Raw genomic sequence first — 24,247 nt, forward strand, 5'->3', positions numbered from 1 at the left:
CGGGCATCCCTTCCAGGCTAACCCGCCGTACCGACGCCGGAGTCCGCGCGGTGACGCCGCGGGGCGGTCAGCCGCGAAGCCAGCGGGCGGCCTCGGTCGCCCAGTAGGTCAGCACGGCGTCGGCGCCCGCGCGCCGGATCGACAGCAGCGACTCGAGGATCGCCGCCCGGCGGTCGATCCAGCCGTTGGCCGCGGCGGCCTCGACCATCGCGTACTCGCCGGATACCTGATACGCCCACACGGGCACGGTCACGGCGTCGCGCACCTCGCGCAGCACGTCGAGGAACGCCATCGCCGGCTTGACCATGACGATGTCGGCGCCCTCCTGCTCGTCGACCAGCGCCTCCCGCACGCCCTCGCGGCGGTTGCCCGGATCGAGCTGATACGTGCGCCGGTCGCCGGTCAGCTGGGAGTCCACGGCCTCACGGAACGGGCCGTAGAAGGCGCTCGCGTACTTGGCCGCGTACGCCAGGATCAGCGTGTCGGTGAAGCCCTCGGCGTCGAGCGCCCGACGGATCACCGCGACCTGGCCGTCCATCATGCCGGACAGCCCGAGCAGCTGCGACCCGGCCCGCGCCTGCGCCAACGCCATCGAGGTGTAGCGCTCGAGGGTCGCGTCGTTGTCGACCGAGCCGTCCGCCGCGAGCACCCCGCAGTGCCCGTGATCGGTGAACTCGTCGAGGCAGAGGTCGGTCTGCACCACGAGCGCATCGCCCACCTCGGCCGCGAGGGCCTCGGTCGCGACGTTCAGGATGCCGCGCGGATCGTCCGCTCCGGAGCCGACCGCATCGCGCACCGCCGGGACGCCGAACAGCATGACCCCGCCGACGCCGGCCTCGGCCGCCTCGACGGCGGCGGCGCGCAACGAGTCGAGCGAGTGCTGCGCCACGCCGGGCATCGAGCCGATGGGCGCCGGCTCGGTCAGTCCCTCGCGCACGAAGAGCGGAAGCACGAGCTGACGGGGCTCGAGCGAGGTCTCGCGCACGAGGTCGCGGACAGCGCGGGACTGGCGCAGCCGACGGAGGCGGATGTCGGGGAAGCTCACGGCGCGAACTCGTCTGCCGCGTGCGGAAGCGTGAACTGGGACACGGCATCGATCAACGCGTCGATGGTCTGCCGATCGGCCACCACCGACACCGGCAGACCGGCACGCTCGGCATCCTTCGCGGTGCGCGGGCCGATCGCGGCGAGCAGGGTCTCGTCCGGGATGTCGGGGAACTGCTCGCGCACCTGCTCCGCCACCGAACCGCTCGTGATGAGGATGGCGTTGATGCGGCCGTTCTCCACGTCGCGACGGATGCGCTCCGTGACCGGCACGCCCACCGTGCGGTAGGCGACCACACCGTGCACGTCGTGCCCGGCCTCGGACAGCATGATGCTCAGCACCGGCTTCGCGATCTCGCTGCGCAGCGCCAGGATGCGCCGGGGCTCCTGCTCGAGCGCGATCAGCTGCTGAGCCATGCCCTGCGCCGAGTTGTCCTGCTCGGGGACCAGCGCCACCTCGTAGCCCACGGCCTGGAGCGCTGCGGCCGTGGTCTCGCCCACCGCCGCGATCTTCGTGGACTTGGGCACGACCGCGCGATGCGCGAACAGCACGTCGACCGTGGTCGCACTCGTCACCGTCAGCCAGTCGAACTCACCGGCGGCCAGCTGCTCCAGCGCGCGGTCGAGCGTGTCCTGATCGGTCGTGGGGGCGAAGTTGATGAGCGGGGCGACGACCGGCACGGCGCCCAGGGCACGCAGGCTCGCGGCGACACTGTCGCCCCAGGGCCCGCCACGGGGCACGAGGATGCGCCAGCCGTCCAGCGGTCGGTCCTGCTTGGTTTCGGATGTGGTCATGAGAAATCGGGGTGCTCTCGGGGGACGAGGTCGGCCGCCCCTTGATCGAGCAGCCGACGGGCAACAGCGAGCCCGAGCTCGCGCGCTGCGTGCATCGGGCCTGCACCATCGGCAGCATCCGCTCCATTGCCACTGCCGTTCCGATGAATATACTCCCCGTTCAGGGCTTCCGTGACGTCGAGCCCGATCCGCCGACCCCCGTCCGGGGCGTACACGACCGTCCTGATGCGGATCTCGGCGCCCTCGACGCGTGCGTGCGCCGCCATGGGGGCTTGACACCCGGCATCGAGTCCCTCCAGAATGGCGCGCTCGACCGTGACGGCCAGTCGGGTGTCGTGATCGTCGAGGGCGGAGAGCGCCTCCCGCAGCTCCTCCGGGGCGTCCGCCCTGGTCTCCACCGCGAGCGACCCCTGTCCCGGCGCGGTCGGCCACTCCGCGAGCCCGAGCTCTTCGCGCTTCAGCGGCGAGTCGGTCCCCAGACGCGACAGCCCGGCGGCCGCGAGGATCACGGCGTCGAGCTCGCCCGAGGCCACCCGCGCGAGCCGGGAGTCGACGTTGCCGCGGATGTCCACGACCTCCGCCTGCGGTGCCCGGCGCCGGACCTGGGCGATGCGTCGCGGCGAGCCCGTGCCGACGGTGCTGCCCGAGCCGAGCTCGTGCAGGGGCGCGCCGTGACGCGTGAGAACCACGTCCCTGGCATCCTCGCGACGGGGCGTCGCGGCGATCACGAGACCCTCCGGCACGGCGGTCGGGAGGTCTTTGAGGGAGTGCACGAGGAAGTCGCAACGGCCGGCGAGCAGAGCCTCGCGCAGCCGGGTCGCGAAGACGCCCAAACCGCCGATCTCCGACAGCGACGCCCGATTGGTGTCGCCCTCGCTGGTGATCGGGACGAGCTCGACGGCACGCCCCGTGACCTTCTCGAGGGCGGCGGCGACATGGCCCGACTGCGCCTGCGCGAGCGCGCTGCGTCGGGTGCCGAGACGGATGGGGGTGCTCATGGTGCGGTTACTGCAGCACGTCGGCGATCTCGTCGAAGCGCAGACGGCGCCCCGTGTAGAAGGGCACCTCCTCCTTCACGAACATCCGCGCCTCGGTGTAACGGAGGTCGCGCATCATGTCGACCAGGTCGGTCACGTCGTCGGCCTCCATCGGCAGCAGCCACTCGTAGTCACCCAGCGCGAACGCGGCGACGGTGTTCGCGATGACGCCCGTGAACGCAGCGCCCTTGCGCCCGTGGTCGGCGAGCATCGCGCGGCGGTCAGCCTCCGGCGCCAGGTACCACTCCGGGGTGCGGACGAACGGGTACAGGCAGAGCCAGTCCTTCGGTGCGACGCCGCGGAGGAACCCCGGCACGTGCGAGCGGTTGAACTCCGCGTCGCGGTGCACGCCCATCACGTTCCACACCGGCAGCAGCGAGCGCAGCAGCTCCGTGCGACGGAGGCGGCGCAGCGCCTTCTGCAGCTCTTCGGCGGTGTCGCCGTGCAGCCACACCATCAGATCGGCGTCAGCCTTCAACCCGGAGACGTCGTAGAAGCCACGGACGGTGACGCCGGAGTCCTCGATGTGCGAGACGATCGACTCGAGCTCCGTGGCGTCGTTCTCGGTGACGGGAGCATCGGGATTGCGTCGCCACACAGCCCAGAGGGTGAAGCCGGACGGGTTCTCTTCGCGCACTTCGGACATGATCCCAGTCTGCCCCTTTCACGGAGAAGCCCCTAATCAGGGGAATACCGCGAGGAACGGCCGACCGTCAGCGTGCGATGGCCCGAGCGATCGCCCACACGGCGCCGCCGACGACGGCGGCGATCCCGACGGCCGCGGCGACCGCGCCCACCGGGTTCCGATCGGCGAACGCGCGTGCCTTGACCGCGGCACGCGCCGACGCCTTCTCCACCCGGCGCGGGATGTTGCCCTTGATCTCGATCGCGGCGAGCGCCGCCTTCAGCTCGGCACGAGCCGACGTCACGGGATCGACGATGCCCGCGGGGACGGCGGTGCGCGGCAGCGACTCAGGGGTGCTCATCGCCAGCCTCCTTCACGATTCGGATGTCCTCGGCCACGGCCTGCGCCGGGTTCTGGCGCTTGAGCACCTTGCGGAACTTGAGGATGCCGAGCAGCGCGAACAGCAGCACGGCAAGGATCAGGATGCCGAATACGGCGATCGCCGACAGCCACACGGGCCACCACGACGACAGGCCGGCGATCGCGAACACGAGGATCACCGGCACGGCCCAGAACAGGAAGAACAGGGCGACGAGGAACCAGACCGAGCCGATCCCCGCATCCTTCGCCGTGCGCGAGACCCACGCCTTGGCGGCGTCGATCTCCGCCTTCACGAGGTTGGTGACCAGCTCGGGCAGATCCCCGAGCAGGGTCAGCAGACTGTCGTCGGCGCGATCCCGGTATCCGCGGGGCATGTCAGTCGCCGGACTTCTGCGCTGCCGGCTTCGTCGCGGGCTTCTTCGCAGCGGGCTTGTCAGCCGCAGCGGCACGCTCCTTGACCTCGTCGACCGCGTCCTCCGCCGCCTCCGAGACCTCCTCGGCGGCCTCCTTGCCCGACGCGATCACGGCGTCGAGCTTCTGGCCGGGAGTGCCGTTGCCCGTGACCGACTTCACGATCTTCACCGCGCCCGTCCACACGGCACCCGGGACCGCCGCGGCCTTGTCTCCGACGAAGTCCTTGACCTTCTCCACCTGGTCCTGGACGGGATCCGTGTTCCAGACCTTGAGCCACTGCGTCCGGATCTGCTCGTAACGCTCGCGTCCGGCACGGGTGCCCAGCACATAGCCGACGCCGAGTCCGACGACGAGTCCGATCTTCCCCTTCATGGGGTCTCCTCACGTTGTTCCGGCGGTGGTCGTCCGGTTCGGACGCCGATCGCCGACGTCTCCGCCGCGATCAGGTACCCAGCGTAACCCCGTATGCCGATTTCGGCATCAATCCCGGAGAGGGTTGACAGCGGGTCCTTCGTCACTCACGCTTGTGCGCTTCGTGGTGCGCGGAGGTCGCCCGATCAGTCCCACAGGAGCGCGCGACGCAGGCGATCGGACGCCTCCGTGGCATCCGGGACCACCTGTGCGAGGCCGGTCCCGGCCACCCAGGCTCCGACCACCGCCAGGGCGGGGATCGCCTGGATCGCATCGCGCGCGGCCTGGCGCCGCGCCCCCGATCCGAGGAGCGACGCGGGCTGCGACTGCACGAACCGTCCACGGTGCCCCGCGATCACCTGGGTCGGCTCCAGCGGTACGCCGAGCAGCGCGGCCGCCTCCCGCCGCGCGAGGTCGATCGCCGCCGCGTCGTCGAGGGCGGCGGTGGCCGCGGGCTCCCCCTGCGCGCCGAACGACACCCGCACGACCTCCCTGTCGCCCGCGGCCTCCCGCACCCACTCCCACTTCGCCGTCGAGTGGGTGAGCGCCTTGGCCGTGTGGCTCCCGGGCACCGTGAGCACCCCGGTGCCCCGCGGCACGCTGCGCAGAGCCGGCGCATCCAGCAGCAGCGTGACGATCTCGATCTCCGGGGACGCAGCCGCTTCGGCCAGAGCGAGCGCCGGCACCGCGTCGGCGAGCAGCTCCCGCGCCACGGACTCCGCGGTCGCGACGATCACGGCGTCCGCACGGAGAAGCTCCTCCACCGGCTCGTCCGTCACCGCGACGACGTCGGCCAGAGGCTCCGACTCGGCAACCCACGGCTCCGGCGTCTGCGTCGGGGTGTCGAGCTGCGTCGCGGCCGTGACCCGCCAACCGCCGTCCTCCGACACGACCGAGAGCACCCGCACTCCCGTGCGCACGGTCGCCCCGAGCTGGACGAGGTCGTCGGCGATCGCGTCCACCAGCACGGTCATGCCGCCACGGAGGCCTTCCACCGCGGCACCCGGAGCCTTCGCCCCACCGGAGCCGCCGTTCCCGCGCAGCGCCAGCACCGCGCCGGACAGCGAGCCGACGCGGGTCAGGGCGGCGTTCAGCCCCGGGGCGGCCACGTCGATGTCCACGTCGTCGGGCGACGCGGAGTACACGCCCGTCGTGACCGGGGCGACCAGGCGGTCGCGCACCTTCGGGCCCATGCGGGAGGCGACGAGCCGCCCGAGGCTCAGCTCGTGGCCGATGGTCAGCGGCGGCCGTACGCGGTCGAGGTAGGCGCGCCATGCGCCCGACCATCCGATGATGCGCCGCACGTCGTCCTGGAACGGGTTGCCGGGAATGCCGAGGACCCCGCCCACCGGGAGGGGAGCCGCACCCGTGCCGGGGATGCCGGAGAGCCAGGCGCCGCCCGCGCGAGGGGGCACGACCCGATCCGCGAGTCCGAGCTCGTCGACGAGGGCGCGGACGAGGCCGCCCCTGGTCGCGTAGCTCTCGGCGCCCGCATCGAGCGTCACACCGTCGAGCTCCACGCGACGCAGGGCACCGCCCAGCGCCTCGGCAGCCTCCAGCACCGTGACCCGCATGCCGACCTTGGCGCACTCGCGGGCGGCGACGAGACCACCCATGCCCCCGCCGATCACGACGACGTGCTTCTCCGCGGCGCGTGCGGCCAGGTCGGCCGGCTCGGCCGCGGACGGGTGTGCACCGGAGGGGTCAGGGCTCATGCCGTCCATCCTTCCACCGCGCCCGGGGGCGACGCGTGCTCAGGCGCCGTGCACCAGCTCGACGATGCGCGTCAGCTGGTCGGGGTCGGTCTCGGGCGGCACCCCGTGACCGAGGTTGACGATGTGCCCGCGGGCCGCACGACCGCGCTCCAGGACGTCGCGCACGTGCGCCTCCAGCACGGGCCACGGCGCCCCGAGCAGCGCGGGGTCGATGTTGCCCTGCACGCTCGTGTCCGGTCCGAGGATCGCCGCGGCCTCGTCGAGCGGAAGACGCCAGTCCACGCCGACCCCGTCGGCGATGCCGCCGAGGCGCATGTCGGCGAGGAACGGGCCGGTGCCGACGCCGAAGTGGATGGTGGGGACACCGATGCCGTCGAGCGCGGCGGTCGAATGCGGCGCCACGAACGTGCGGTAGTCGGCGGGGCTGAGCGAGCCGGCCCAGCTGTCGAAGAGCTGCACGACCGCGGCACCCGCGTCGCGCTGCGTCTCCAGGAATCGTCGGGAGACGCGGGCGAGCCACCCCGCCAGACGGTGCCAGGCGTCGGGGTCCGCGTGCATCATGCCGCGTGCCCGCAGGTGCTCCTTCGACGGGCCGCCCTCGACGAGGTAGGCCGCGAGCGTGAAAGGCGCGCCGGCGAAGCCGATCACCGGGGTGTCGCCGAGCTCCGCCGCGACGATGCCCACCGCCTCCGCGATCGCCGTGCCGTCGAGCGACTCCGGGTCGATCGCGGTGATCCGCTCGACATCGGCCCTCGTGCGCACGGGGTTCGCGAACACCGGCCCGCGCCCCGGCTCGATCTCCACCTCGACGCCGGCGAGGCGCAGCGGGATCACGATGTCGCTGAAGAACACCGCCGCGTCCACACCGTGCCGCCGCACCGGCTGCAGGGTGATCTCCGCCGCGAGGTCGGGCGTGAGGCAGGCGTCGAGCATCCGTGTGCCCACCCGCAGCTCCCGGTACTCGGGCAGCGAGCGGCCGGCCTGCCGCATGAACCAGACGGGCGTCGTGTCGGGGCGGTCGCCCGTGAGGGCGCGCAGCAGCGGAGCGTCGGAAAGGGCCATTCCCCCATCCTCCCATTGCCCGGTTATGGGGCCGCCGAGTCCGCCTGTCCGAACGCTCCGGTACAATCGAGGGGTGCTGCTGTGTGTGACGGCGAGTCACAAGACCGCCTCCTTCGAACTGCTCGAACGCCTGAGCCGCACCCCCGACGATGTCGCCCCCACCCTGGTGGGCATGACGCCGTGCGTGCAGGGTGCCGTGGTGCTGGCGACGTGCAACCGGTTCGAGGCGTACGTCGAGATGGACGAGCCGATGACCGCCGCGGGCGCGATCGGCGTCGAGGCCGTGCTCGAAGCCGTCGAGTCCGCCACGGGCATCCCGGCCGCCGACCTCGACGGCGCCTACACCGTCCACGCCGGGCGCCGGGTGGCCGAGCACCTGTTCTCCGTCGCCTCCGGCCTCGAGTCGGTCGTGTCGGGTGAGGGCGAGATCGCCGGCCAGGTGCGCCGGGCCCTGAAGTCGGCCCGCAAGGACGGCACCACTTCCCCCGAGCTCGAGCGCCTCTTCCAGCGCGCGAGCCAGGCGCAGCGCAAGGTCAAGAACGTCACCGCGCTCGGGCGCGCCGGTCGCTCGCTCGTGCGCCTGGCACTCGAACTGGCCGACAGCCGCATCGCCGACTGGTCCGCCGAGCGCGTGCTCCTGGTGGGCACCGGCGCCTACGCGGCCGTGACCCTCGCGACGCTGCGCGAGCGCGGCGCGGTCGACATCTCCGTGTACTCACCCTCCGGTCGGGCCGAGATCTTCGCGGCGAAGCACGGCATCCGCGCGGTCGCAGCCGCGGACTACGCCCGCACAGCCGCACACTCCAGCCTGCTCATCACCTGCACGTCCGCCACCGAACCGGTGCTGGGACCGGAACACCTGCAGCTCCCCGTCGGTCTCGCCGCGGCCGGATGCCCGGTGGGCTCGCACAGTCAGCTGGTCGTCGACCTCGGGATGCCGCGCAACGTCGACCCCGCGGTCGCGACCCTGGAGGGCGTGGCGCTGCTCGACCTCGAGACCATCCGCCTGCACGCGCCGCTCGAGGAGCTGCAGGCGACCGACGCCGCCCGCACCGTCGTGCGTGAGGCCGCGGACACCTTCCACGTCGTGGGTGCCCGCCAGAGCGTGACCCCCTCGGTCGTGGCCCTGCGGTCGCACATCTTCTCGCTGCTCGACACCGAGATCGACCGGGCCCGTGCGCGCGGCGACGAGGACGGCAAGGTCGAGCAGGCGCTGCGGCACCTCGTCGGCGTGCTGCTGCACACCCCGACCGTCCGCGCCCACGAGCTCGCCGCAGAAGGCAGGGCCGACGAGTTCGCCGCCGCGCTGTCCGCCCTGTACGGCCTCAGCCCCGAGGCCCCCGCCGCCGAGGACGCCGCCTCCGCCTGACGGCGCGGTCGCCCGGGATCAGCGCGTAGCCGCTCAGCCGGAGGCGGCGACGCCAGTCATGCGCGAAGAACTACGGCAGCAGTGCGCAATCCGCAGCGGATGCCGCGAGACGAGCATCGAGAGTCAGCAATGAGCACTGCGCCGCGCGCGCGAGCACGAGGTACATCGCGTCATACGCGCTGACGTTGTGCCGCAGCGCGTAGACAGCCGGAAGCATCGACATCATCGGCATCTGCTCGACTCCGAGCGCGTCGAACTCACCGAACGCCCGCAGCGCCTGCTCATCTGTGATCTGTTCGCTGAGAGACCATCCCCGGATGATGGAGGCGACCTCGGCCGTGAGGTGCTGCGGCGCCAGTAGCTCATGCCCGTCGATCAACGCGGCTGCCCTTCGGCCCGCCTCGGTGCCGAACAGGATCTCGGCGACCGCGGATGCGTCGATGACCAGTGTCATCGACCGGGCCGCTGCTCGGCGAGCACCTGTGCTGCGGGTTCGAGCGTTGCGACACCACGACTCGCGATCCGTTCCAGCAATTCGGCCCGACTCGGACGCGTCGCGAGGCGGTCGAGCTCGCGCAGCAGGTAGTCACTCAGCGAGCGGCCCTCGAGTGCAGCCTTCGCCTTGAGCGCACGACTCGTCTCGTCGGAAACGTTTCGAACCTGGATCGTCGTCATGCACCAAGCATACGGCACATGCATAATGCATGTGCCGGCACTGCACGGTCCTGCCACCGCCCCCGCGGCATCCGCCCGGGATGGGACACTGGGGGCATGGCCCTTCACATCACCGGAGACACCGCCGCCGACACCCTGCTGACCGAGAACCCGCTCGCGCTGCTCGTGGGGATGCTGCTCGACCAGCAAGTGCCCATGGAGACCGCTTTCGCCGGTCCGCTCAAGATCGAACAGCGCACCGGTGCGGCCGATGCCGCGGCCATCGCGGGGATGGCACCCGAGGAGTTCCTCGAGGCGTTCCGCCAGACGCCCGCCGTGCACCGGTTCCCCGGGTCGATGGCCGCACGCGTGCAGACGCTGTGCCAGGCGATCGTCGACGAGTGGGGCGGCGACGCCTCAGCGCTGTGGACCGCGGGCGACCCGGACGGTGCGGAGGTGCTGAAGCGCCTGAAGGCTCTACCCGGCTTCGGTGAGCAGAAGGCCAAGATCTTCCTGGCGCTGCTCGGCAAGCAGTACGGCTTCACGGGCGAGGGCTGGCGCGAGGCCTCGGCGCCCTACGGCGAGGACGGCTCGTACCGCAGCGTCGCCGACATCGTCTCCCCCGAGTCGCTCACGAAGGTGCGCGAGTACAAGAAGGCGATGAAGGCCGCTGCCAAGGCGGCGAAGTGAAGCCGACGGGGAACGACGTCGCCGGGCTCATCGCCCGCTCCTCCCCCGCCGCTCGGCGCCGAGACGCGGAGACGCTCACCGCGCTCATGCAGGAGATCACCGGCCGCGAGCCGCAGACCTGGGGCACCATCATCGGCTTCGGCTCCTGCCACTACCGCTACCCGACCGGTACCGAGGGCGACAGCCCGCTCCTCGGCTTCGCGCCGCGCCGAGCCGCCACCACGATCTACCTCTTCGAGGGGACGGACGCACACGCCGACGACCTGGCACGGCTCGGGCCGCACACCACCGGCGTCGGCTGCCTCTACCTCTCCGACCTGGAGCAGGTGGACCTGACGGTGCTGCGCGGGATCCTGGAGCACTCGCTCGCCTGGGCCGAAGCGGGCGGCGACGAGGGCGCGGCGGTCACCGTCACCGGCTGACCGCACGCCCCCGCGGCCGCCGCGTCACGACGCCACCACGGCCGCACCCTCCGTGACACGGACCGCGGCGGCACCGTGCTGGCGCGCCCGCCGCAGCCACCGCCGGTCATGCGAGACCGTGACGACCGCGGCCGGGTGGTCGTCGAGCGCCCGCTCCAGCTGCTCGACCAGCTCCGGGTCGAGGTGGTTGGTCGGCTCGTCGAGCAGCAGCACGTCGAACGTGGAGGCCAGCGCGACCGCGAGGTCGAGCCGCCGCCGCTGCCCGACCGACAGGGCCCGCGCCGGGCGCTCGATCTCGTCCTCGCGGAACAGGCCGTGGGCGAGCAGAGCCGCACGGGCATCGCTCGGGGGCACCGCCGCCCGTCGCGCGAACACCTCCACCGCGGAGCCCCGTGCGGCCGCCCCCACGTCTTGCCGCAGCCGGGCGACACGGAGTCCCGGGCGCCGATCGATCGAACCCGATGCGGCGCTCAGCTCGCCCGCGAGGAGGTCGAGCAGCGTGGTCTTGCCTGCCCCGTTCGGACCGGTCACGAGCCAGCGGTCACCCGGCGCCACGGTCCACGCGGTCACGGTGAGCCGGCGGCCCGGCTCCTGGAACACGACATCGTGCAGCGTGACGAGGGCGTCGTCCTCGCCGGACGAATCCGCGTCCGGAGCCGGGCCGTCCGGCAGCACGAACCGCAGCGGCTCGGGTGGGGGTGGCGCCGGATCCTCCCGCAGCCGAGACAGTCGCTCCTTCGCCATGCGGATGCGCCCGACCGCGCCGTGGTCGCGGCTACGGGCGCGGAAGGCGCCGTGACCGAAGCCGTCGAGCTCGAGCTTGCGCGGGATCGCGTCCAGGCGGAACGCGTTCGTCGCGAGCAGCTCCTCGGTGCGGGCGACCTCGGCCTTCCACGCCTCGTGTCGCTCCGCGAGTCGTCGTCGCTCGGTCTCCCGCGCCCGCAGGAACCCCGGGTAGCCGTCGCCGTAGCGGCGGATGCCGCCGTCGCTCACATGCACGACCGCGGTCGCGAAGCGGTCGAGGAAGTCGCGGTCGTGGGTCACCACGACCAGGGCCCCGCGGTGCGCGGCGATCCGCTCCTCGACCCAGGCGAGCGCGTGCTCGTCGAGATCGTTGGTCGGCTCGTCGAGCAGCAGCAGCTCGGCGCGGGAGGACAGTGCCACCGCGAGCGCGAGCCGGGCACGTTCCCCGCCGGACAGCGCGGCCACGGGACGCGTGCGGTCCAGGGTTCCGACGCCGAGCTGGTCGAGCGCGACGTCGATGCGGTGGTCGACGTCATAGCCGGCCCTGGTCTCGAAACGGTCCTGCAGGTCGGATACGGCTGCCAGGCGCTGCGCCTGCTCGGCGGGAAGGGCCGAGGCGAGCTGATCGTAGGCCCGCGCGAGCTCGCGTTCCAGCGCGCGCAGGTCGCCCAGCAGGTCGTCGATCGCCGCGGAGACCGTCGCCCCCGGCGGGAACTCCGGGTTCTGGAGGGCGTGGGCCACACCGCCCGGGAGGTGCAGCCGCGCCTCCCCGGCGGTCGGTGCGAGCGTTCCGGCAAGCAGCTCGAGCAGCGTGGACTTGCCGGCGCCGTTGTCGCCGATGATCGCCAGACGATCCGCGGGACCGACGACGAGATCGATCCCGTCGAGCACCCGGTGCGCGGCGAAGCGCACGCCGGCCGCGCGCAGTTCGCACACGCGGTGCGGACGGATCGCCGGGACGGTGGAGGGAGAAGGGGAAGGGAGTACAGGGAACATGAGGGGTCCTCGCTGCGGTGCGGACGGCACCGCGGATACGCGTCGGACGACGCAGGGGAAACGGACCTCGATCGCGTCACAAGAGGACACGTTCGCTCAGGACCCACCGCGGAGAAGACGTCTCGACGCAGTGTCCCGATCTAGCGAATCAGAGTACCCACGGAGAGAGACCGTAGCAGCCTCGGGCTCCCGGCGCCAGGGTCGGCACGCGATCGCCCCCGCGCGTGGGGGCGCGGGGGCGATCGTGGCAGGGGTCAGCGCGGGTCGGCGAAGAAGGCCCGGAGGTCGGCGGCGAGCAGATCGGGGCGCTCCAGCGCGGCGAAGTGCCCGCCCTCGTCGAAACGGCTCCAGTGCACGATGTTGTCGTTGTCGCGCTCGGCGAAGACCCGGATGGTCTGGAAGTCGTCCGCGAACACCGCGACCCCGGTCCGCGCGTGGTTGACCTGCGGCTCGGCCTCGGCGCGCGCGTTCTCCAGGTAACTGCGGCTCATGCCCGAGGCGGCGTTCGCGAACCAGTTCACGCTCACCTCCAGCAGGATGCTCTCGAGCGGCACGAGCGAGGTGCCGTTGCCGAAGGAGGTGAACAGCTCACTGTAGGCGAGGAGCCCGACCGGGGAATCGCTGAGGCCCACCGCGACGGTCTGCGGACGGGAGGCGTTCATCGCGTTGTAGCCGCCCACCGACTGGAACCACTGCATGTGCTCCAGTCCCGCGTAGTCCTGCGGCTCGAGCTTCTCGAACTCCGCGGGGTCGCCCGAAGGGAACGAGAACAGCTGCAGCACGTGCAACCCGAGGAAGCCCTCCGGCGCCAGCAGCCCGAGCTCGCGCGCGACCATCGCGCCGTTGTCGGAGCCGTGGATGCCGTAGCTGTCGTACCCGAGGCCGCGCATGAGCCGGTCGTACGCGGCGGCGACCTTCCCCACCGTCCACCCGGCGGAGGCGAGCGGCTGCGAGAAACCGTAGCCGGGGGCATCCGGGATCACGAGGTGGAACGCCTCCTCCGCGCGACCGCCGTGCGCCTCGGGGTCGGTGAGCCGGTCGATGAGGTCGAGGTAGTCGACGGAGGAACCGGGGTAGGTGTGTGCGAGCAGCAGCGGGGTCGCGTTCTCGTGCCGCGAGCGGATGTGGAGGAAGCGGATCGTCTGGCCGTCGATCTCGGTGGTGAACTGCGGGTGGGCGTTGAGCCGCTCCTGCGCGGCAGCCCAGTCGAACTCCTGCCACGCGGTCAGCGCCTCGCGCAGGAAGTGGTTCGGGGTGCCGGCGTCCCAGTCGTCGACGGGCGCGGTGCGGGGCAGGCGCGTGCGGGCGAGGCGGTCGCGGAGGTCGGCGACCTCGGCGTCGGAGACGTCGACGGAGAAGGGGCGGAAGGCGAGGGTCGTGGTGTTCATGTCTCCGACGATAGAAGCCCATTAGGCTGGATACGTTCCTAATTATTCGGCGACTTTCGGAGGCCTCATGGCGGACCCGACCGCACGGCTCCTGGCGCTGCTCGCCCTGCTGCAGACGGGTTCGGAGCGATCCGGCAGCGAGCTCGCGCAGCGGCTCGGCGTCTCACCCCGCACCGTGCGCCACGACGTCGAGCGCCTCCGCGAACTCGGATACCCGGTCGACGCCCGTCGCGGCTCCACCGGCGGCTACCGGCTCGGGGCGGGCGGCAAGCTCCCCCCGCTGCTGCTCGACGACGAGGAGGCGGTGGCGGTGACCGTCGGCCTGCGCGCCGCCGCCGGCATCGCGGGCATCGCCGACTCCGGCGCGAGAGCGCTCGCCAAGCTCGAACAGGTCCTCCCCTCGCACCTGCGCCCCACCGTCGACGCACTGCGCACGAGCGTCGACCGCGCGCCGGAGAACAACGACACCGACGCCCCCGACCCGGAGGTCGACGCTGCCGTGCTGCGGGCCGTCGCGGGAGCGATCCGCGACCAGGAGTGGCTGCGCTTCGACTACGACGGCCGCCCCGTGCTGGTCGAGCCGTACCGCCTGCTCACCTGGGTGCGACGCTGGTACCTCGTGGCACGCGACCCGCAGACGAGCGAATGGGGCACGTACCGCGTGGACTGGATGGAGCTGCGGATGCCGACGCGCCGCCGCTTCGACCCGCAGCCGTTGCCCGGGGGCGACTACACCGCGTTCGCCATGCGCACCATCGCCGTGAGCGGCTGGCAGGTGCACGCGCGACTGCGCATCGACGCGCCCGCCGAGGCCGTGCTCGACCGGATCCACGCCGCGGTCGGCGTGGTCGAGCCGGTCGACGAGGAACACTGCATCCTCGTCACCGGCGCCGACAGCCTCGACACGATCGCCGCCTACATCGGGATGCTGATGATGGACTTCACCGTCGAGTCGCCGCCCGAACTGCTGCCCCGACTCCAGCTGCTGTCGGAGCGGTATGCCAGGGCCGTCGCGGGCTCCTGACCCGGGACTCAGGCCCCGCGCAGGCGCTCCGCGAGGTACGCGTGCAGGCCGTCGATCGGCACCCGCTCCTGCGCCATCGTGTCGCGGTCGCGCACCGTGACGGCCCGGTCGTCGAGCGAGTCGAAGTCGACCGTCACGCAGAACGGGGTGCCGATCTCGTCCTGACGACGGTAGCGGCGACCGATCGCGCCGGCGTCGTCGAAGTCCACGGCCCACGAGCCGCGCAGGGTGTCGGCCACCTCGCGCGCGAGCGGCGACAGGTTCTCGTTGCGGCTGAGCGGCAGCACCGCAGCCTTGACGGGAGCCAGACGCGGGTCGAGCTTGAGCACCGTGCGGGTGTCGGTGCCGCCCTTGGCGTTGGGCACCTGCTCCTCCACATACGCGTCGACGAGGAACGCCATCATGGCCCGCGTGAGGCCGAACGACGGCTCGATCACGTACGGCGTGTAGCGCTCGCCCGTCGCCTGGTCGAAGTAGGTCAGGCTCTGGCCGGACGCCTCGCTGTGACTGGAGAGGTCGTAGTCGGTGCGGTTGGCGACGCCCATGAGCTCGCCCCACTCCTTGCCCGCGAAACCGAAGCGGTACTCCACGTCGATCGTGCCGGCGGAGTAGTGCGCGCGGTCCTCCTCGGGCACGTCGAACTGCCGCATGTTCTCCGGGTCGATGCCGAGGTCGATGAACCAGTTCCAGCACGCCTCGACCCAGTGGTCGAACCACTGCGGGGCCTCGGCGGGCGGCGTGAAGAACTCGATCTCCATCTGCTCGAACTCGCGCGTGCGGAAGATGAAGTTGCCGGGGGTGATCTCGTTGCGGAACGCCTTGCCGACCTGGCCGATGCCGAACGGCGGCTTCTTGCGGCTCGCGGTGAGCACGTTGGAGAAGTTGACGAAGATGCCCTGCGCGGTCTCGGGACGCAGGTAGTACAGGCCGGACTCGTCATCGACCACGCCGAGGTACGTCTTTACCAGACCGGAGAACGCCTTGGGCTCGGTGTACTGGCCCTTGGTGCCGCAGTTCGGGCACGGGATGTCGGCGAGACCGTTCTCGGCCTTGCGGCCCTTGCGCGCCTCGAAGTCCTCGATCAGGTTGTCGGCGCGGAAGCGCTTGTGGCACTGCAGGCACTCCACCAACGGGTCGGTGAAGGTGGCGACGTGACCCGACGCCTCCCACACGCGCTTGGGCAGGATGATGCTGGAGTCGAGGCCGACCATGTCGCCACGGCCGCGCACGAACGTCTGCCACCACTGGCGACGGATGTTCTCCTTGAGCTCGGTGCCGAGGGGTCCGTAGTCCCAGGCCGACCGGGAACCGCCGTAGATCTCACCCGCCTGGAACACGAACCCGCGGTGGCGGGCGAGGGCGATGACCTTGTCAAGACGGGACTGTTCGGCCACGGTGGCTCCAATGGTCGGATGCGGAGAACGCCCGTGAGCACGGGCATCCCCATTCTATCGGTGGTCGCAGCGCGCCCCCTGGCCGCGGTCGCCGCCGGAGAGTACCGTCCCACGCATGAGCACCACCGAGCGACAGCCCGCTTCCCGCGACGAGGACACCCGCTTCTTCGGGCAGCCCTGGCCCCTCGTGCACGTCTTCGGCGTCGAGATGTGGGAGCGCTTCAGCTTCTATGGCATGCAGGGCATCCTGCTCATCTACCTCTACCACTCGGTCACGCAGGGCGGTCTCGGTCTGCCCGAGGCCACGGCCGGCGGGATCCTCGGCGCGTACGGCGGCTCGGTCTACCTCGCGACGATCCTCGGCGCCTGGCTGGCCGACCGGCTGTTCGGCTCGGAGCGCGTGCTGTTCGTGAGCGCGATGGTGATCGTCGCCGGGCACCTCGCGCTCGCCCTGCTGCCGGGCTTCGTGGGCGTCGGGGTCGGACTCGTGCTCGTGGCGCTCGGCTCCGGCGGCCTCAAGGCCAACGCGACCGCGGTCGTCGGCACCCTCTACGCCCCGGACGACGTGCGCCGCGACGCCGGGTTCTCGCTGTTCTATCTGGGCATCAACCTCGGCGCCTTCCTCGGGCCGATCCTCACCGGTCTGCTCCAGTCCACGCTCGGGTTCCACTGGGGCTTCGGACTCGCCGCGCTCGGGATGACGCTCGGCCTCGTGCAGTACGCGTTCGGACGGCGCGGGCTCCCGGACACGGCGCGCGAGGTGCCCAACCCCCTGCCCCGGTCGCGCTACCCGCTGGTGGGGATAATCGCGGGCGGCGCCGTGCTCGTCATCGCCGTGTGCGTGCTCACGGGGCTGATCCACGCCGACAACCTCGCGCTCATCGTGATCATCGGCACGATCGTCGCGGCGATCGCCTACTTCGCGGTCATCCTGTCCAGCCACCGCATCGACGCCACCGAGCGCTCGCGCGTCTGGAGCTTCGTCCCGCTGTTCCTCACCAGCGTGGCGTTCTGGTCGCTGTACCAGCAGCAGTTCACCGTGCTGACCGTCTACTCCGACAAGCGCCTGGACCGGAACCTGTTCGGGTGGGAGATGCCGGTGTCGTGGGTGCAGTCCATCAACCCGGTGTTCATCATCATCCTGTCGGGCGTCTTCGCCGCGATCTGGACCAAGCTCGGCACCCGGCAGCCGTCGACGCCGGTGAAGTTCGGTCTCGCCGCCATCATCATGGGCGCGGCGTTCCTGCTGTTCCTGCCGTTCTCCGGGGGCGGCGAGAACTCTACGCCGCTGCTGGCGATCGTCGGCATCCTCTTCGTGTTCACGGTCGCCGAGCTGCTGCTGTCCCCCGTCGGGCTCTCCGCCTCGACCAAGCTCGCCCCCGCGGTGTTCCACACGCAGATGGTGGCGCTGTTCTTCCTGTCGGTGGCGCTGGGCACGGCGATCGCCGGGTGGCTCGTGCAGTTCTACGACCCCGAGAACGAGGTGCCGTTCTTCTCGATCCTCGGCGGGATCGCGATCCTCGTCGGCGTCGGGATGCTGCTGAGCGTGAAGCCTGTGCTGCGCCTCATGCGCGGCGTGCGCTGAACCGCGCCGTCACCCCGCGAGGGGCTCAGGCGGTGAACAGGTAGCCGCGCCCCGACTCGAAACCGGCGATCCGCAGACCGCTGCCGAGCAGACCCTCCATCTGCGCGCGCAGCCGCAGCCGCCACTCGTGCGCGGCCGCCGGGTCGGAGACCCGCATCGCCTCGATGTCGTCCGGGATCTCCAGGGTCTCCACGACGTCGCCGTCGGCCGGGGGCTTGGCGATGTCGGCCAGCGCCCACTCGACATCGAGCCGGTCGCTTTCGTCGCCCGCGTCACCGCCGCCGAAGATGCCGTAGCGGTTCACGGAGTAGCCGGTGGCGCGGGCCCCGAGCACCGAGAAGAAGAAGTGCGCGTTGCGGGCCACGAGCGGGTCGAACACCCACGTGATGCGGCCGACGTCGCGCGAGAAGGCCCACTGCCGCTGGTGCTCCTTCAGCTCGCGACCCCAGCCGCGGCCGCGGTACTCCGGCAGCAGCGCCGTGATGTGCGAGTGCATCGCCCGGCGGGCCGGTTCGCCGAAGAACGCGATGGACGCACCGACCATGCGCTCCTCATCGCCCTCGCCGTCGAAGAACCCGACGACGTAGTTGCCCGACTGCTGCAGGGCGCGGAGGGTGCCGGCATCGACCACGCGCTGCGGACCCCGGATGGAGTCGAGCAGGCCCTGCGCGTCGAGGATGAGTTCAACGGTGTCGAGGTCACGGATGGTACGCACGGCTCCAGTCTGCCCCTCCACGGCGGGTTCGCGGAAACCCGGGCGGGCCTCAGCGGTACGGGAACGCCTCTCCCCCGCCCGCGGCGAGCGCATCGGCGACGATGCGGAGGTGCTCCGACGCCATCTCGGGCGGCAGCGGGGGCAGGATCTCGTCCCAGAACGCGAGCACCGCGCCGCGCCCCTGCATCATGCCGGCGGGGCGCCCCATCGCCCACATGTGGAAGTGCGCGGAACCATCGTTCCAGCGTCCGAAGTGACAGCGGGCGACCCCGGGGACGCTCTTCACCGCCTGCGACACCCGCTGCAGCAGCGGGCCCAGCGCCGCGAGCACGTCATGCGGGGCGTCCTCGAGCAGCCAGTGCTCGCGCGGGGCGACGCCGCCGATGAACGGCAGGCCGCCGACGTCCCAGCCGGCGCGCACCTGCCAGAGGTCGTCGTGCCAGATCGTGTGCGGGCTCGGACCGCAGTGCCCGCACTCGCGCGGGTCGAGCTCCCCCGCCCTCGGCTCCTCCGGCACCAGCATCGGCTCGAGCGGTCGCATCGTCACCGTCTCGAAGGCCCACGGCAGACCGTCGGCGATCGCCGAGGCGTCGAGCACCTCTCCGATCGGCAGTCGGCGGTGGAACGGGGAATCGGCCGGGTGCTGCGTGGGTGGGGCGTCGTCGCTCATCCGTTCATGCAACCACGGCACTGTCCACCCGGTCACACGGCGCGCAGGGCATCGCGGTCGAGCTGCGCGACCGCGGTCAGCCCGGCGAGGCCGAGGGTGATGTCGAGCTCGGCGAGCACGTTCCGCACCACCTCGCGCACCCCCTGCTCGCCCGCGATGCCGAGGCCGTACGCGTAGGGCCGGCCGAGCGCGACCACCGTGGCGCCGAGCGCGAGGGCGATCGCGACATCGGCGCCGCCGCGCACCCCGGAGTCGAACACGATCGGCACCCGCCCGGCCATCCGCTCCGCGATCGTCGGCAGCACGTCGAGGGTGGGCACGGACCGGTCGATCTGGCGTCCGCCGTGGTTGGAGATCCAGATGCCGTCCACGCCCGCGTCCAGCGCGCGCTGCGCATCGTCCGGGTGCACGATGCCCTTGAGGATGATCGGCAGCGTGGTCCACTCGCGCGCCTTCGCGAGGTCGTCCCACGTGAGCGCGGGGGTGGAGAACACGTCGAGGAACGTCTCGACGGCCGCCCGCGGCAACGGCGAGCGCAGGTTGTCGCGCAGGCGTCCGCCCTCGGTGAGGGCCGCGCCCTTCCTGGCGATGCTGAGCGCGGCGGCGACCGCCGTCGGGGTGACCTTCACCGCGGAGGCGTCGCTCTTCGGGGCGGCCGCCCGCTGTCGCACGAGCTCGCGGAACACGGGATCGCTGGTGTACTGCGCGATGCCCAGGCCCCGGGTGAACGGCAGGTAGGCGAGGTCGAGGTCCCGGGTGCGCCACCCCAGCAGGTGCGTGTCGAGCGTGACGACGATCGCCTCGCAGCCGGACGCCGCGGCGCGGGCGAGCAGGGAACGGTTCAGGTCGTCCGACGACGACCAGTACAGCTGGAACAGCCGTGACCCGGACGGCGCGGCGGCCGCCACGTGCTCCATCGGGAGCGACGCCTGGTTCGACAGCGTGTACGGGACGCCGAGGGAGGCGGCGGCGCGGGCGACCGCACGGTCGGCGTCGGGGTGCGCGAGCTCCATGACCCCGAGCGGCGCGAGGATCAGCGGGCTCGTCCGTCGTGTCCCGAGGAACTCGACGCCGAGGTCGCGTTCGCTGACGTCGCGCAGCGGCCGCGGCCAGACCTGCCACCGATCGAACGCCGCCCGGTTCGCCGTCACCGTGTGCTCCGCTCCCGCACCCCCGGCGATGTACGCGAAGGCCTCGGCGCTCAGCGTCTTCCGCGCCGCCTCCTCCAGCGCGGCCGGAGCGACCGGGACGGCCGGTCGGGTGCCGCTGATCCCGGCGCGATAGATGTCGGACTGGGTACGCCGGGAGATGCCGCGGTGGGCGGCGGGATCGTCCGGAGCGACGCTGCTCGTGACCATGACCACATGCTAGCCACGGCCGAACGGCCCCGCACCGCGCACGGGCCGATAGCCTGGGCCGGTGGGTGCGAGCGACGACAGAGCCAGGAAGCGCCTCTCCCGCACCCCGCCCCGGTGGGCGATCATCGCGGTGCTGGCCTTCGCGGGGCTGTGTTCGTCGTTCATGTTCACGCTCGTCGTGCCGCTGCAGGCCGAGCTGCCGCAGCTGCTGAACGCCTCGCGCGAAGACACCACGTGGGTCGTCACGATCACGCTGCTCGTCGCCGCCGTCGCCACCCCGATCTCGGGCCGCCTCGGCGACATGTACGGCAAGCGCCGCGTGGTCATCGTGCTGCTCGCGATCCTGATCCTCGGCTCCGTGATCGCCGCCGTGTCCGGCTCGATCGTCGGCGTGATCATCGGCCGCGCCCTGCAGGGTGCCGTGACGGGCGTGGTGCCGCTGGGCATCGCGATCATGCGCGACGTGCTCCCGCCCGAGCGCCTGGGCACCGCGGTCGCCCTCATGAGCGCGACCATGGGCGTCGGCGGCGCGATCGGCATGCCCGTGGCTGCCCTGCTCGCCGAGAACGCCGACTGGCACATGCTCTTCTGGCTCGCCGCAGCGCTCGGCGTCGCCGGACTCGCGCTCGTGCTCGCGGTCGTGCCGGAAGACGTGCTCCGCTCCCCCGGTCGGCTCGACGTGCTCGGCGCCGTCGGCCTCGCGATCGGCCTCACCGGGCTGCTGCTCTTCGTGTCGCGCGGCGCCGAGTGGGGCTGGACGTCGCCCGTGACCCTCGCGTGCGTGATCGGCGGCGTCGCCGTGCTGCTGGTGTGGGGCTGGTACCAGCTCAGGACGAGGGATCCGCTGCTCGACCTGCGCGTGGCCGCGCGGCCCGCCGTGCTGTTCACCAACATCGCCGCGATCGGGATGGGCTTCGCCCTGTTCGCGTCGAACGTCACGTTCCCGCAGATGCTGGAGATGCCAGTGGTCGGCGGCGGCTTCGGGCTCGACATGGTCGCGGCCTCGCTCGTGATCATGCCGGCCGGCCTGGTGATGATGGTGATCTCTCCGCTGTCCGGCTGGCTGGAGCGCACCGTCGGACCGCGCCCCCTGTTCACCGTGGGCGCGATCGCGATCGTGCTCGCCTACGTGTTCGTGCTGCTGTGGTCCACGGCCGTGTGGCACGTGTTCGTCGCGAACATCTTCATCGGCATCGGCATCGGGTTCACGTTCGCCGCGATGCCCATGATCATCATGCGCTCGGTGCCGGCGAACGAGACCGGCGCCTCGAACGGGCTCAACGCGCTGTTCCGCTCGGTGGGCACCTCGACCGCCTCGGCCGTGATGGGCGGGGTCCTCGCCGCCATGAGCGTCGACGTCGACGGGGTGGCCGTCCCCACGCGCAGCGCGTTCGAGGTGTGCTTCTGGCTCGCGATCGCGGCCGGGGTGCTCGCGGTCGTGCTGTCGCTGTTCATCCCGCGGCGCCGCGCCGCCGAGCAGCATCCGTCGCTGCCCGAGTGACGCCCTCGGCGCGACGAGTCAGTGGGTGTACTCCATGAGCTCGACGCCCAGCACACGGAACGCGTCGTGCGCGAGCCTCTCCAGTCTGTGCGCTGCGTGCGGGCCGGATCAATGGCGAATGCGACCCGATTGAGACCAGAGGACGTAGGTCACAACCCAGAATCCGGCATCGATTGCGAGCACGGACAGCAACTCGATCGATGCAGCCCAGAGCCCTACCGCAACGAAGAATCCCTGAAGGACGACGATCGGTGCGATGACAAGTGTCGCGAACAGCGCCGGCCTCATTCGTCTCCGTTTCATCGCTGGCAACTGAATCCAGTCGGCCCGACCAGCGGATAGATCCTCATCTGTCGGTTGTACGGGCATACCCCATTGGCGACGATGATTCCCACGATCATTGCGATCACAGCGGCACCGACGCCGCAACCGACACCGGCGGTGGTCGGCGCGAGCAGCGCACAGATCGCTGCGACCAACGCACCAGATGCGCCGGTCACCATTGCCTGTTGCTCGGCATTCGTGAGCTGGATGTACGGCCAGGGGTCAGCACCGCCAACCACCGCCGCCCTCATGAGGCCGCGGACCGCACTTCCCGCGGCCAGAGCCGTCGGAAAGACGATGGTCATCCCGGGCGCGAGCTCATAGGTGGAGACGACGCCATTGCGATCGATCTCCACCGACGAGGGTGCGTTCGTTTCTCGGAGTCCGTCGCGCAACTCTGCAAATGCCTCACTCAGTTCGGCGGGGCTTGCGCCAGCCTCTCCCAGAGACACAACCGCGAGGAACGCCTGCCCTTCGTCGCTGTTCAAGACCTCGCTCGGCACTGCAGCGAGATCAAACCGGTGCGCGTCGTGGTCGTAGGCGGCCACGAGTTGATTGATCCGCGATACAAGCGCATTGATCGATGCGTCCCCGCCCACCGCTCCTGCGGGAGGGGCACCTGCGACGCTACCGCTCGTTTTCGGCGTCGCCGCCACGTCTTCTCGCGCGCTGGCGGGCGACACCGTCGCGAGTGCCGTGCAAAGTACGACGGCAGCGCCGAGGAACATCTGCAAACCCCGCCTCATTGGTCGACCTTCCCGCTCGATCCCGGGACCCCGAAATCCGTTGAGCGCATGCTGATCTCCTTGAACTCTTCGGGCGCACCCGCATCGAGTTTGGACGAAGGGTGAGCTCAGTGGACATGTAGAGTGTTACATGTCATGCGTCACATGTCTGTCCACCTTTCGGAGGACATGAGTGGCTGGTTCGTCGAGAGCTGCCCTGCCGGTCGCGTCAGTGGGTGTACTCCATGAGCTCGACGCCCAGCACGCGGAACGCGTCGTGCGCACGCAGGCGGTGCGTGATCGACAGGTCGTCGAAGCACACGATGAGCGCGTAGCCGACGCCCGCGCGCGGTCCCGCCAGCACGCCCGCCTCGGCGCGGACACCGCGGTCGCGGCCGGTCTTGTTCACGAACAGCAGCCCGTGCGCGTCGTGGTCGTGCGCGAACGGGTCGAGCCCGGTCGCGGAGGCCACCAGACTCAGGTCCTGGTTGAGGCTCAGCCACTCGGCCACCTGCGCGCTCACCGCGGCGTCGACCACCTGGGAGTTGACGAGCGCGGAGAACAGCCCGGCGAACTCGCGCGCCGACCCCACCGCCACCTGCGGCGCGTCGTCGGGGCCCCGGCGGTCGCGGAACCGGTCGAGCAGCGCGGTGCGGCGCAGGCCGAGCCCCTCGATGCGCTCGCGCACCCGGTCGTGCCCGACCTTGTCCAACAGGATGTTGACCGCGATGGGGTCGCCCGCGGTCGCGGCCAGCACCGCCAGATCTTCCAGCGGCAGCGCGGGAGCCCGCAGGTGCCGCCACAACCCGGACGACTCGACCGCGTCGACGCTCGCGCGCTCCACGATCTCGAGCGGGTCGAGCGCTCCGGACTCGAACGCCGCCGCGACCTCGATCAGCAGCGGGACGACCCCGAGCCCGCCGACGGGCATGGTGACGTGGTCGTCGCCCGCCAGGACATGCACGTGCGAGTCGAGGTCGACCACGTGCACCGACACCTGGGCGCCCGCATCGGCCAGGCCCTCGAGAGCCTTGAGCGTGGCCGTGAACGACCGGCGGCCGAGGGCGGCCCGACGGGGCAGACGACGGCTCGTGCGCTGCTGCGAACGGCGCCCGCTCGATGACGCGGACGCGCCTCCCATCGACTCGGGGACCGGGGAGTTCCGGAACCCGTCGCCAGGCTCGAGTGCGGCCACGCGTGATCC

25 protein-coding genes are annotated in these 24,247 nt (G+C 71.4%); 6 read left to right on the plus strand and 19 right to left on the minus strand.

Annotated features, from left to right (window positions below; all coding sequences use genetic code 11):
- Positions 1 to 67 precede the first annotated feature (67 nt).
- The 9 genes from hemB to hemE all read right to left on the minus strand — a co-directional run bounded on the left by hemB (position 68) and on the right by hemE (position 7,484).
- Complete coding sequence (hemB, locus tag KV394_RS03440) at positions 68 to 1,045, minus strand: porphobilinogen synthase (protein ID WP_136045113.1); 978 nt, start codon at positions 1,043 to 1,045, stop codon at positions 68 to 70.
- Entirely contained in the window at positions 1,042 to 1,839 is a 798-nt protein-coding gene (locus KV394_RS03445) for a uroporphyrinogen-III synthase (protein ID WP_136030727.1), read from the minus strand. The genes hemB and KV394_RS03445 overlap by 4 nt, the downstream gene beginning before the upstream one ends.
- Positions 1,836 to 2,837, minus strand: a complete 1,002-nt coding sequence (gene hemC / locus KV394_RS03450) for a hydroxymethylbilane synthase (protein WP_136036605.1) — start codon at positions 2,835 to 2,837, stop codon at positions 1,836 to 1,838. Before hemC ends, KV394_RS03445 begins: the two co-directional genes overlap by 4 nt.
- A 7-nt stretch (positions 2,838 to 2,844) precedes the next feature.
- Positions 2,845 to 3,522, minus strand: coding sequence for a hydrogen peroxide-dependent heme synthase (gene hemQ / locus KV394_RS03455; protein WP_206252488.1), 678 nt, complete (start codon positions 3,520 to 3,522; stop codon positions 2,845 to 2,847).
- Between the two features lie 67 nt (positions 3,523 to 3,589).
- A complete protein-coding gene (locus KV394_RS03460; RefSeq protein WP_136036607.1) occupies positions 3,590 to 3,862 on the minus strand; it encodes a hypothetical protein in 273 nt (90 codons plus the stop codon).
- Entirely contained in the window at positions 3,849 to 4,256 is a 408-nt protein-coding gene (locus KV394_RS03465) for a phage holin family protein (protein WP_136030735.1), read from the minus strand. The genes KV394_RS03460 and KV394_RS03465 overlap by 14 nt, the downstream gene beginning before the upstream one ends.
- A gap of 1 nt (position 4,257) precedes the next feature.
- Positions 4,258 to 4,668, minus strand: coding sequence for a hypothetical protein (locus KV394_RS03470; RefSeq protein WP_136036608.1), 411 nt, complete (start codon positions 4,666 to 4,668; stop codon positions 4,258 to 4,260).
- A 185-nt stretch (positions 4,669 to 4,853) separates the two neighbouring features.
- Positions 4,854 to 6,422, minus strand: coding sequence for a protoporphyrinogen/coproporphyrinogen oxidase (locus KV394_RS03475; protein ID WP_247982313.1), 1,569 nt, complete (start codon positions 6,420 to 6,422; stop codon positions 4,854 to 4,856).
- 39 nt (positions 6,423 to 6,461) lie between these two features.
- The gene (gene hemE / locus KV394_RS03480; protein ID WP_247637870.1) at positions 6,462 to 7,484 is read right to left on the minus strand and encodes a uroporphyrinogen decarboxylase; all 1,023 of its coding nucleotides are present in this window, start codon (positions 7,482 to 7,484) and stop codon (positions 6,462 to 6,464) included.
- Positions 7,485 to 7,557: 73 nt separating this feature from the next.
- On the opposite strand from hemE, the gene KV394_RS03485 reads away from it, so the two are divergent.
- On the plus strand, positions 7,558 to 8,853 hold the full coding sequence (locus tag KV394_RS03485) for a glutamyl-tRNA reductase (RefSeq protein ID WP_247982314.1): 1,296 nt from the start codon (positions 7,558 to 7,560) through the stop codon (positions 8,851 to 8,853).
- Positions 8,854 to 8,923: 70 nt separating this feature from the next.
- Here KV394_RS03485 and KV394_RS03490 read toward each other — a convergent pair whose 3' ends face one another.
- Positions 8,924 to 9,307, minus strand: a complete 384-nt coding sequence (locus tag KV394_RS03490; protein ID WP_247982315.1) for a type II toxin-antitoxin system VapC family toxin — start codon at positions 9,305 to 9,307, stop codon at positions 8,924 to 8,926.
- On the minus strand, positions 9,304 to 9,528 hold the full coding sequence (locus tag KV394_RS03495; protein ID WP_207205401.1) for a FitA-like ribbon-helix-helix domain-containing protein: 225 nt from the start codon (positions 9,526 to 9,528) through the stop codon (positions 9,304 to 9,306). Before KV394_RS03495 ends, KV394_RS03490 begins: the two co-directional genes overlap by 4 nt.
- A gap of 96 nt (positions 9,529 to 9,624) precedes the next feature.
- Between KV394_RS03495 and KV394_RS03500 the strand changes: the two genes are divergently transcribed.
- Entirely contained in the window at positions 9,625 to 10,197 is a 573-nt protein-coding gene (locus tag KV394_RS03500) for an HhH-GPD-type base excision DNA repair protein (RefSeq protein WP_136030746.1), read from the plus strand.
- Positions 10,194 to 10,619, plus strand: coding sequence for a DUF1801 domain-containing protein (locus KV394_RS03505; protein WP_247982316.1), 426 nt, complete (start codon positions 10,194 to 10,196; stop codon positions 10,617 to 10,619). Before KV394_RS03500 ends, KV394_RS03505 begins: the two co-directional genes overlap by 4 nt.
- Before the next feature lie 24 nt (positions 10,620 to 10,643).
- On the opposite strand, the gene KV394_RS03510 is transcribed toward KV394_RS03505, so the two are convergent.
- Positions 10,644 to 12,359 (minus strand): ABC-F family ATP-binding cassette domain-containing protein, encoded by a 1,716-nt coding sequence (locus KV394_RS03510; RefSeq protein WP_247982317.1) that lies wholly within the window; start codon positions 12,357 to 12,359, stop codon positions 10,644 to 10,646.
- A 254-nt stretch (positions 12,360 to 12,613) separates the two neighbouring features.
- Entirely contained in the window at positions 12,614 to 13,747 is a 1,134-nt protein-coding gene (locus tag KV394_RS03515; RefSeq protein ID WP_206252483.1) for an epoxide hydrolase family protein, read from the minus strand.
- A gap of 67 nt (positions 13,748 to 13,814) precedes the next feature.
- Between KV394_RS03515 and KV394_RS03520 the strand changes: the two genes are divergently transcribed.
- Complete coding sequence (locus tag KV394_RS03520; RefSeq protein ID WP_247982318.1) at positions 13,815 to 14,771, plus strand: helix-turn-helix transcriptional regulator; 957 nt, start codon at positions 13,815 to 13,817, stop codon at positions 14,769 to 14,771.
- Positions 14,772 to 14,779: 8 nt separating this feature from the next.
- On the opposite strand, the gene KV394_RS03525 is transcribed toward KV394_RS03520, so the two are convergent.
- Positions 14,780 to 16,165 (minus strand): glycine--tRNA ligase, encoded by a 1,386-nt coding sequence (locus tag KV394_RS03525; protein WP_136030756.1) that lies wholly within the window; start codon positions 16,163 to 16,165, stop codon positions 14,780 to 14,782.
- Between the two features lie 115 nt (positions 16,166 to 16,280).
- On the opposite strand from KV394_RS03525, the gene KV394_RS03530 reads away from it, so the two are divergent.
- Complete coding sequence (locus KV394_RS03530) at positions 16,281 to 17,750, plus strand: peptide MFS transporter (RefSeq protein ID WP_206252480.1); 1,470 nt, start codon at positions 16,281 to 16,283, stop codon at positions 17,748 to 17,750.
- Between the two features lie 25 nt (positions 17,751 to 17,775).
- On the opposite strand, the gene KV394_RS03535 is transcribed toward KV394_RS03530, so the two are convergent.
- From KV394_RS03535 to KV394_RS03545, 3 genes are read right to left on the minus strand one after another with little or no spacing between them, the layout of a single operon-like run.
- On the minus strand, positions 17,776 to 18,465 hold the full coding sequence (locus KV394_RS03535; protein ID WP_136030761.1) for a GNAT family N-acetyltransferase: 690 nt from the start codon (positions 18,463 to 18,465) through the stop codon (positions 17,776 to 17,778).
- A gap of 49 nt (positions 18,466 to 18,514) precedes the next feature.
- Positions 18,515 to 19,135 carry a hypothetical protein gene (locus KV394_RS03540; protein ID WP_247982319.1) on the minus strand — a complete coding sequence of 207 codons (621 nt, stop codon included), beginning with the start codon at positions 19,133 to 19,135 and terminating at the stop codon, positions 18,515 to 18,517.
- A 32-nt stretch (positions 19,136 to 19,167) separates the two neighbouring features.
- A complete protein-coding gene (locus tag KV394_RS03545; RefSeq protein WP_247982320.1) occupies positions 19,168 to 20,493 on the minus strand; it encodes an alpha-hydroxy-acid oxidizing protein in 1,326 nt (441 codons plus the stop codon).
- 61 nt (positions 20,494 to 20,554) lie between these two features.
- On the opposite strand from KV394_RS03545, the gene KV394_RS03550 reads away from it, so the two are divergent.
- Entirely contained in the window at positions 20,555 to 21,994 is a 1,440-nt protein-coding gene (locus tag KV394_RS03550) for an MFS transporter (protein ID WP_136045961.1), read from the plus strand.
- A 299-nt stretch (positions 21,995 to 22,293) separates the two neighbouring features.
- Here KV394_RS03550 and KV394_RS03555 read toward each other — a convergent pair whose 3' ends face one another.
- Together KV394_RS03555 and KV394_RS03560 are read right to left on the minus strand one after the other, a co-directional pair.
- On the minus strand, positions 22,294 to 23,052 hold the full coding sequence (locus KV394_RS03555; protein WP_247637878.1) for a hypothetical protein: 759 nt from the start codon (positions 23,050 to 23,052) through the stop codon (positions 22,294 to 22,296).
- A gap of 220 nt (positions 23,053 to 23,272) precedes the next feature.
- Positions 23,273 to 24,238 (minus strand): serine hydrolase, encoded by a 966-nt coding sequence (locus KV394_RS03560; RefSeq protein WP_247982321.1) that lies wholly within the window; start codon positions 24,236 to 24,238, stop codon positions 23,273 to 23,275.
- Positions 24,239 to 24,247 lie beyond the last annotated feature (9 nt).

The organism is Microbacterium sufflavum (genome assembly GCF_023101165.1).
GTDB lineage: Bacteria > Actinomycetota > Actinomycetes > Actinomycetales > Microbacteriaceae > Microbacterium > Microbacterium sufflavum.

Excerpts from the sequence above, each read along its gene's own strand:
- KV394_RS03530 (WP_206252480.1), top strand. The coding sequence starts at position 16,281 with ATGAGCACCACCGAGCGACAGCCCGCTTCCCGCGACGAGGACACCCGC.
- KV394_RS03545 (WP_247982320.1), bottom strand. The coding sequence starts at position 20,493 with ATGGTCACGAGCAGCGTCGCTCCGGACGATCCCGCCGCCCACCGCGGC.
- KV394_RS03520 (WP_247982318.1), top strand. The coding sequence starts at position 13,815 with ATGGCGGACCCGACCGCACGGCTCCTGGCGCTGCTCGCCCTGCTGCAG.
- KV394_RS03500 (WP_136030746.1), top strand. The coding sequence starts at position 9,625 with ATGGCCCTTCACATCACCGGAGACACCGCCGCCGACACCCTGCTGACC.
- hemE (WP_247637870.1), bottom strand. The coding sequence starts at position 7,484 with ATGGCCCTTTCCGACGCTCCGCTGCTGCGCGCCCTCACGGGCGACCGC.
- hemQ (WP_206252488.1), bottom strand. The coding sequence starts at position 3,522 with ATGTCCGAAGTGCGCGAAGAGAACCCGTCCGGCTTCACCCTCTGGGCT.
- KV394_RS03515 (WP_206252483.1), bottom strand. The coding sequence starts at position 13,747 with ATGAACACCACGACCCTCGCCTTCCGCCCCTTCTCCGTCGACGTCTCC.
- KV394_RS03495 (WP_207205401.1), bottom strand. The coding sequence starts at position 9,528 with ATGACGACGATCCAGGTTCGAAACGTTTCCGACGAGACGAGTCGTGCG.
- KV394_RS03465 (WP_136030735.1), bottom strand. The coding sequence starts at position 4,256 with ATGCCCCGCGGATACCGGGATCGCGCCGACGACAGTCTGCTGACCCTG.
- KV394_RS03475 (WP_247982313.1), bottom strand. The coding sequence starts at position 6,422 with ATGAGCCCTGACCCCTCCGGTGCACACCCGTCCGCGGCCGAGCCGGCC.
- KV394_RS03510 (WP_247982317.1), bottom strand. The coding sequence starts at position 12,359 with ATGTTCCCTGTACTCCCTTCCCCTTCTCCCTCCACCGTCCCGGCGATC.
- KV394_RS03445 (WP_136030727.1), bottom strand. The coding sequence starts at position 1,839 with ATGACCACATCCGAAACCAAGCAGGACCGACCGCTGGACGGCTGGCGC.
- KV394_RS03470 (WP_136036608.1), bottom strand. The coding sequence starts at position 4,668 with ATGAAGGGGAAGATCGGACTCGTCGTCGGACTCGGCGTCGGCTATGTG.
- KV394_RS03540 (WP_247982319.1), bottom strand. The coding sequence starts at position 19,135 with ATGAGCGACGACGCCCCACCCACGCAGCACCCGGCCGATTCCCCGTTC.
- KV394_RS03460 (WP_136036607.1), bottom strand. The coding sequence starts at position 3,862 with ATGAGCACCCCTGAGTCGCTGCCGCGCACCGCCGTCCCCGCGGGCATC.
- KV394_RS03490 (WP_247982315.1), bottom strand. The coding sequence starts at position 9,307 with ATGACACTGGTCATCGACGCATCCGCGGTCGCCGAGATCCTGTTCGGC.
- hemC (WP_136036605.1), bottom strand. The coding sequence starts at position 2,837 with ATGAGCACCCCCATCCGTCTCGGCACCCGACGCAGCGCGCTCGCGCAG.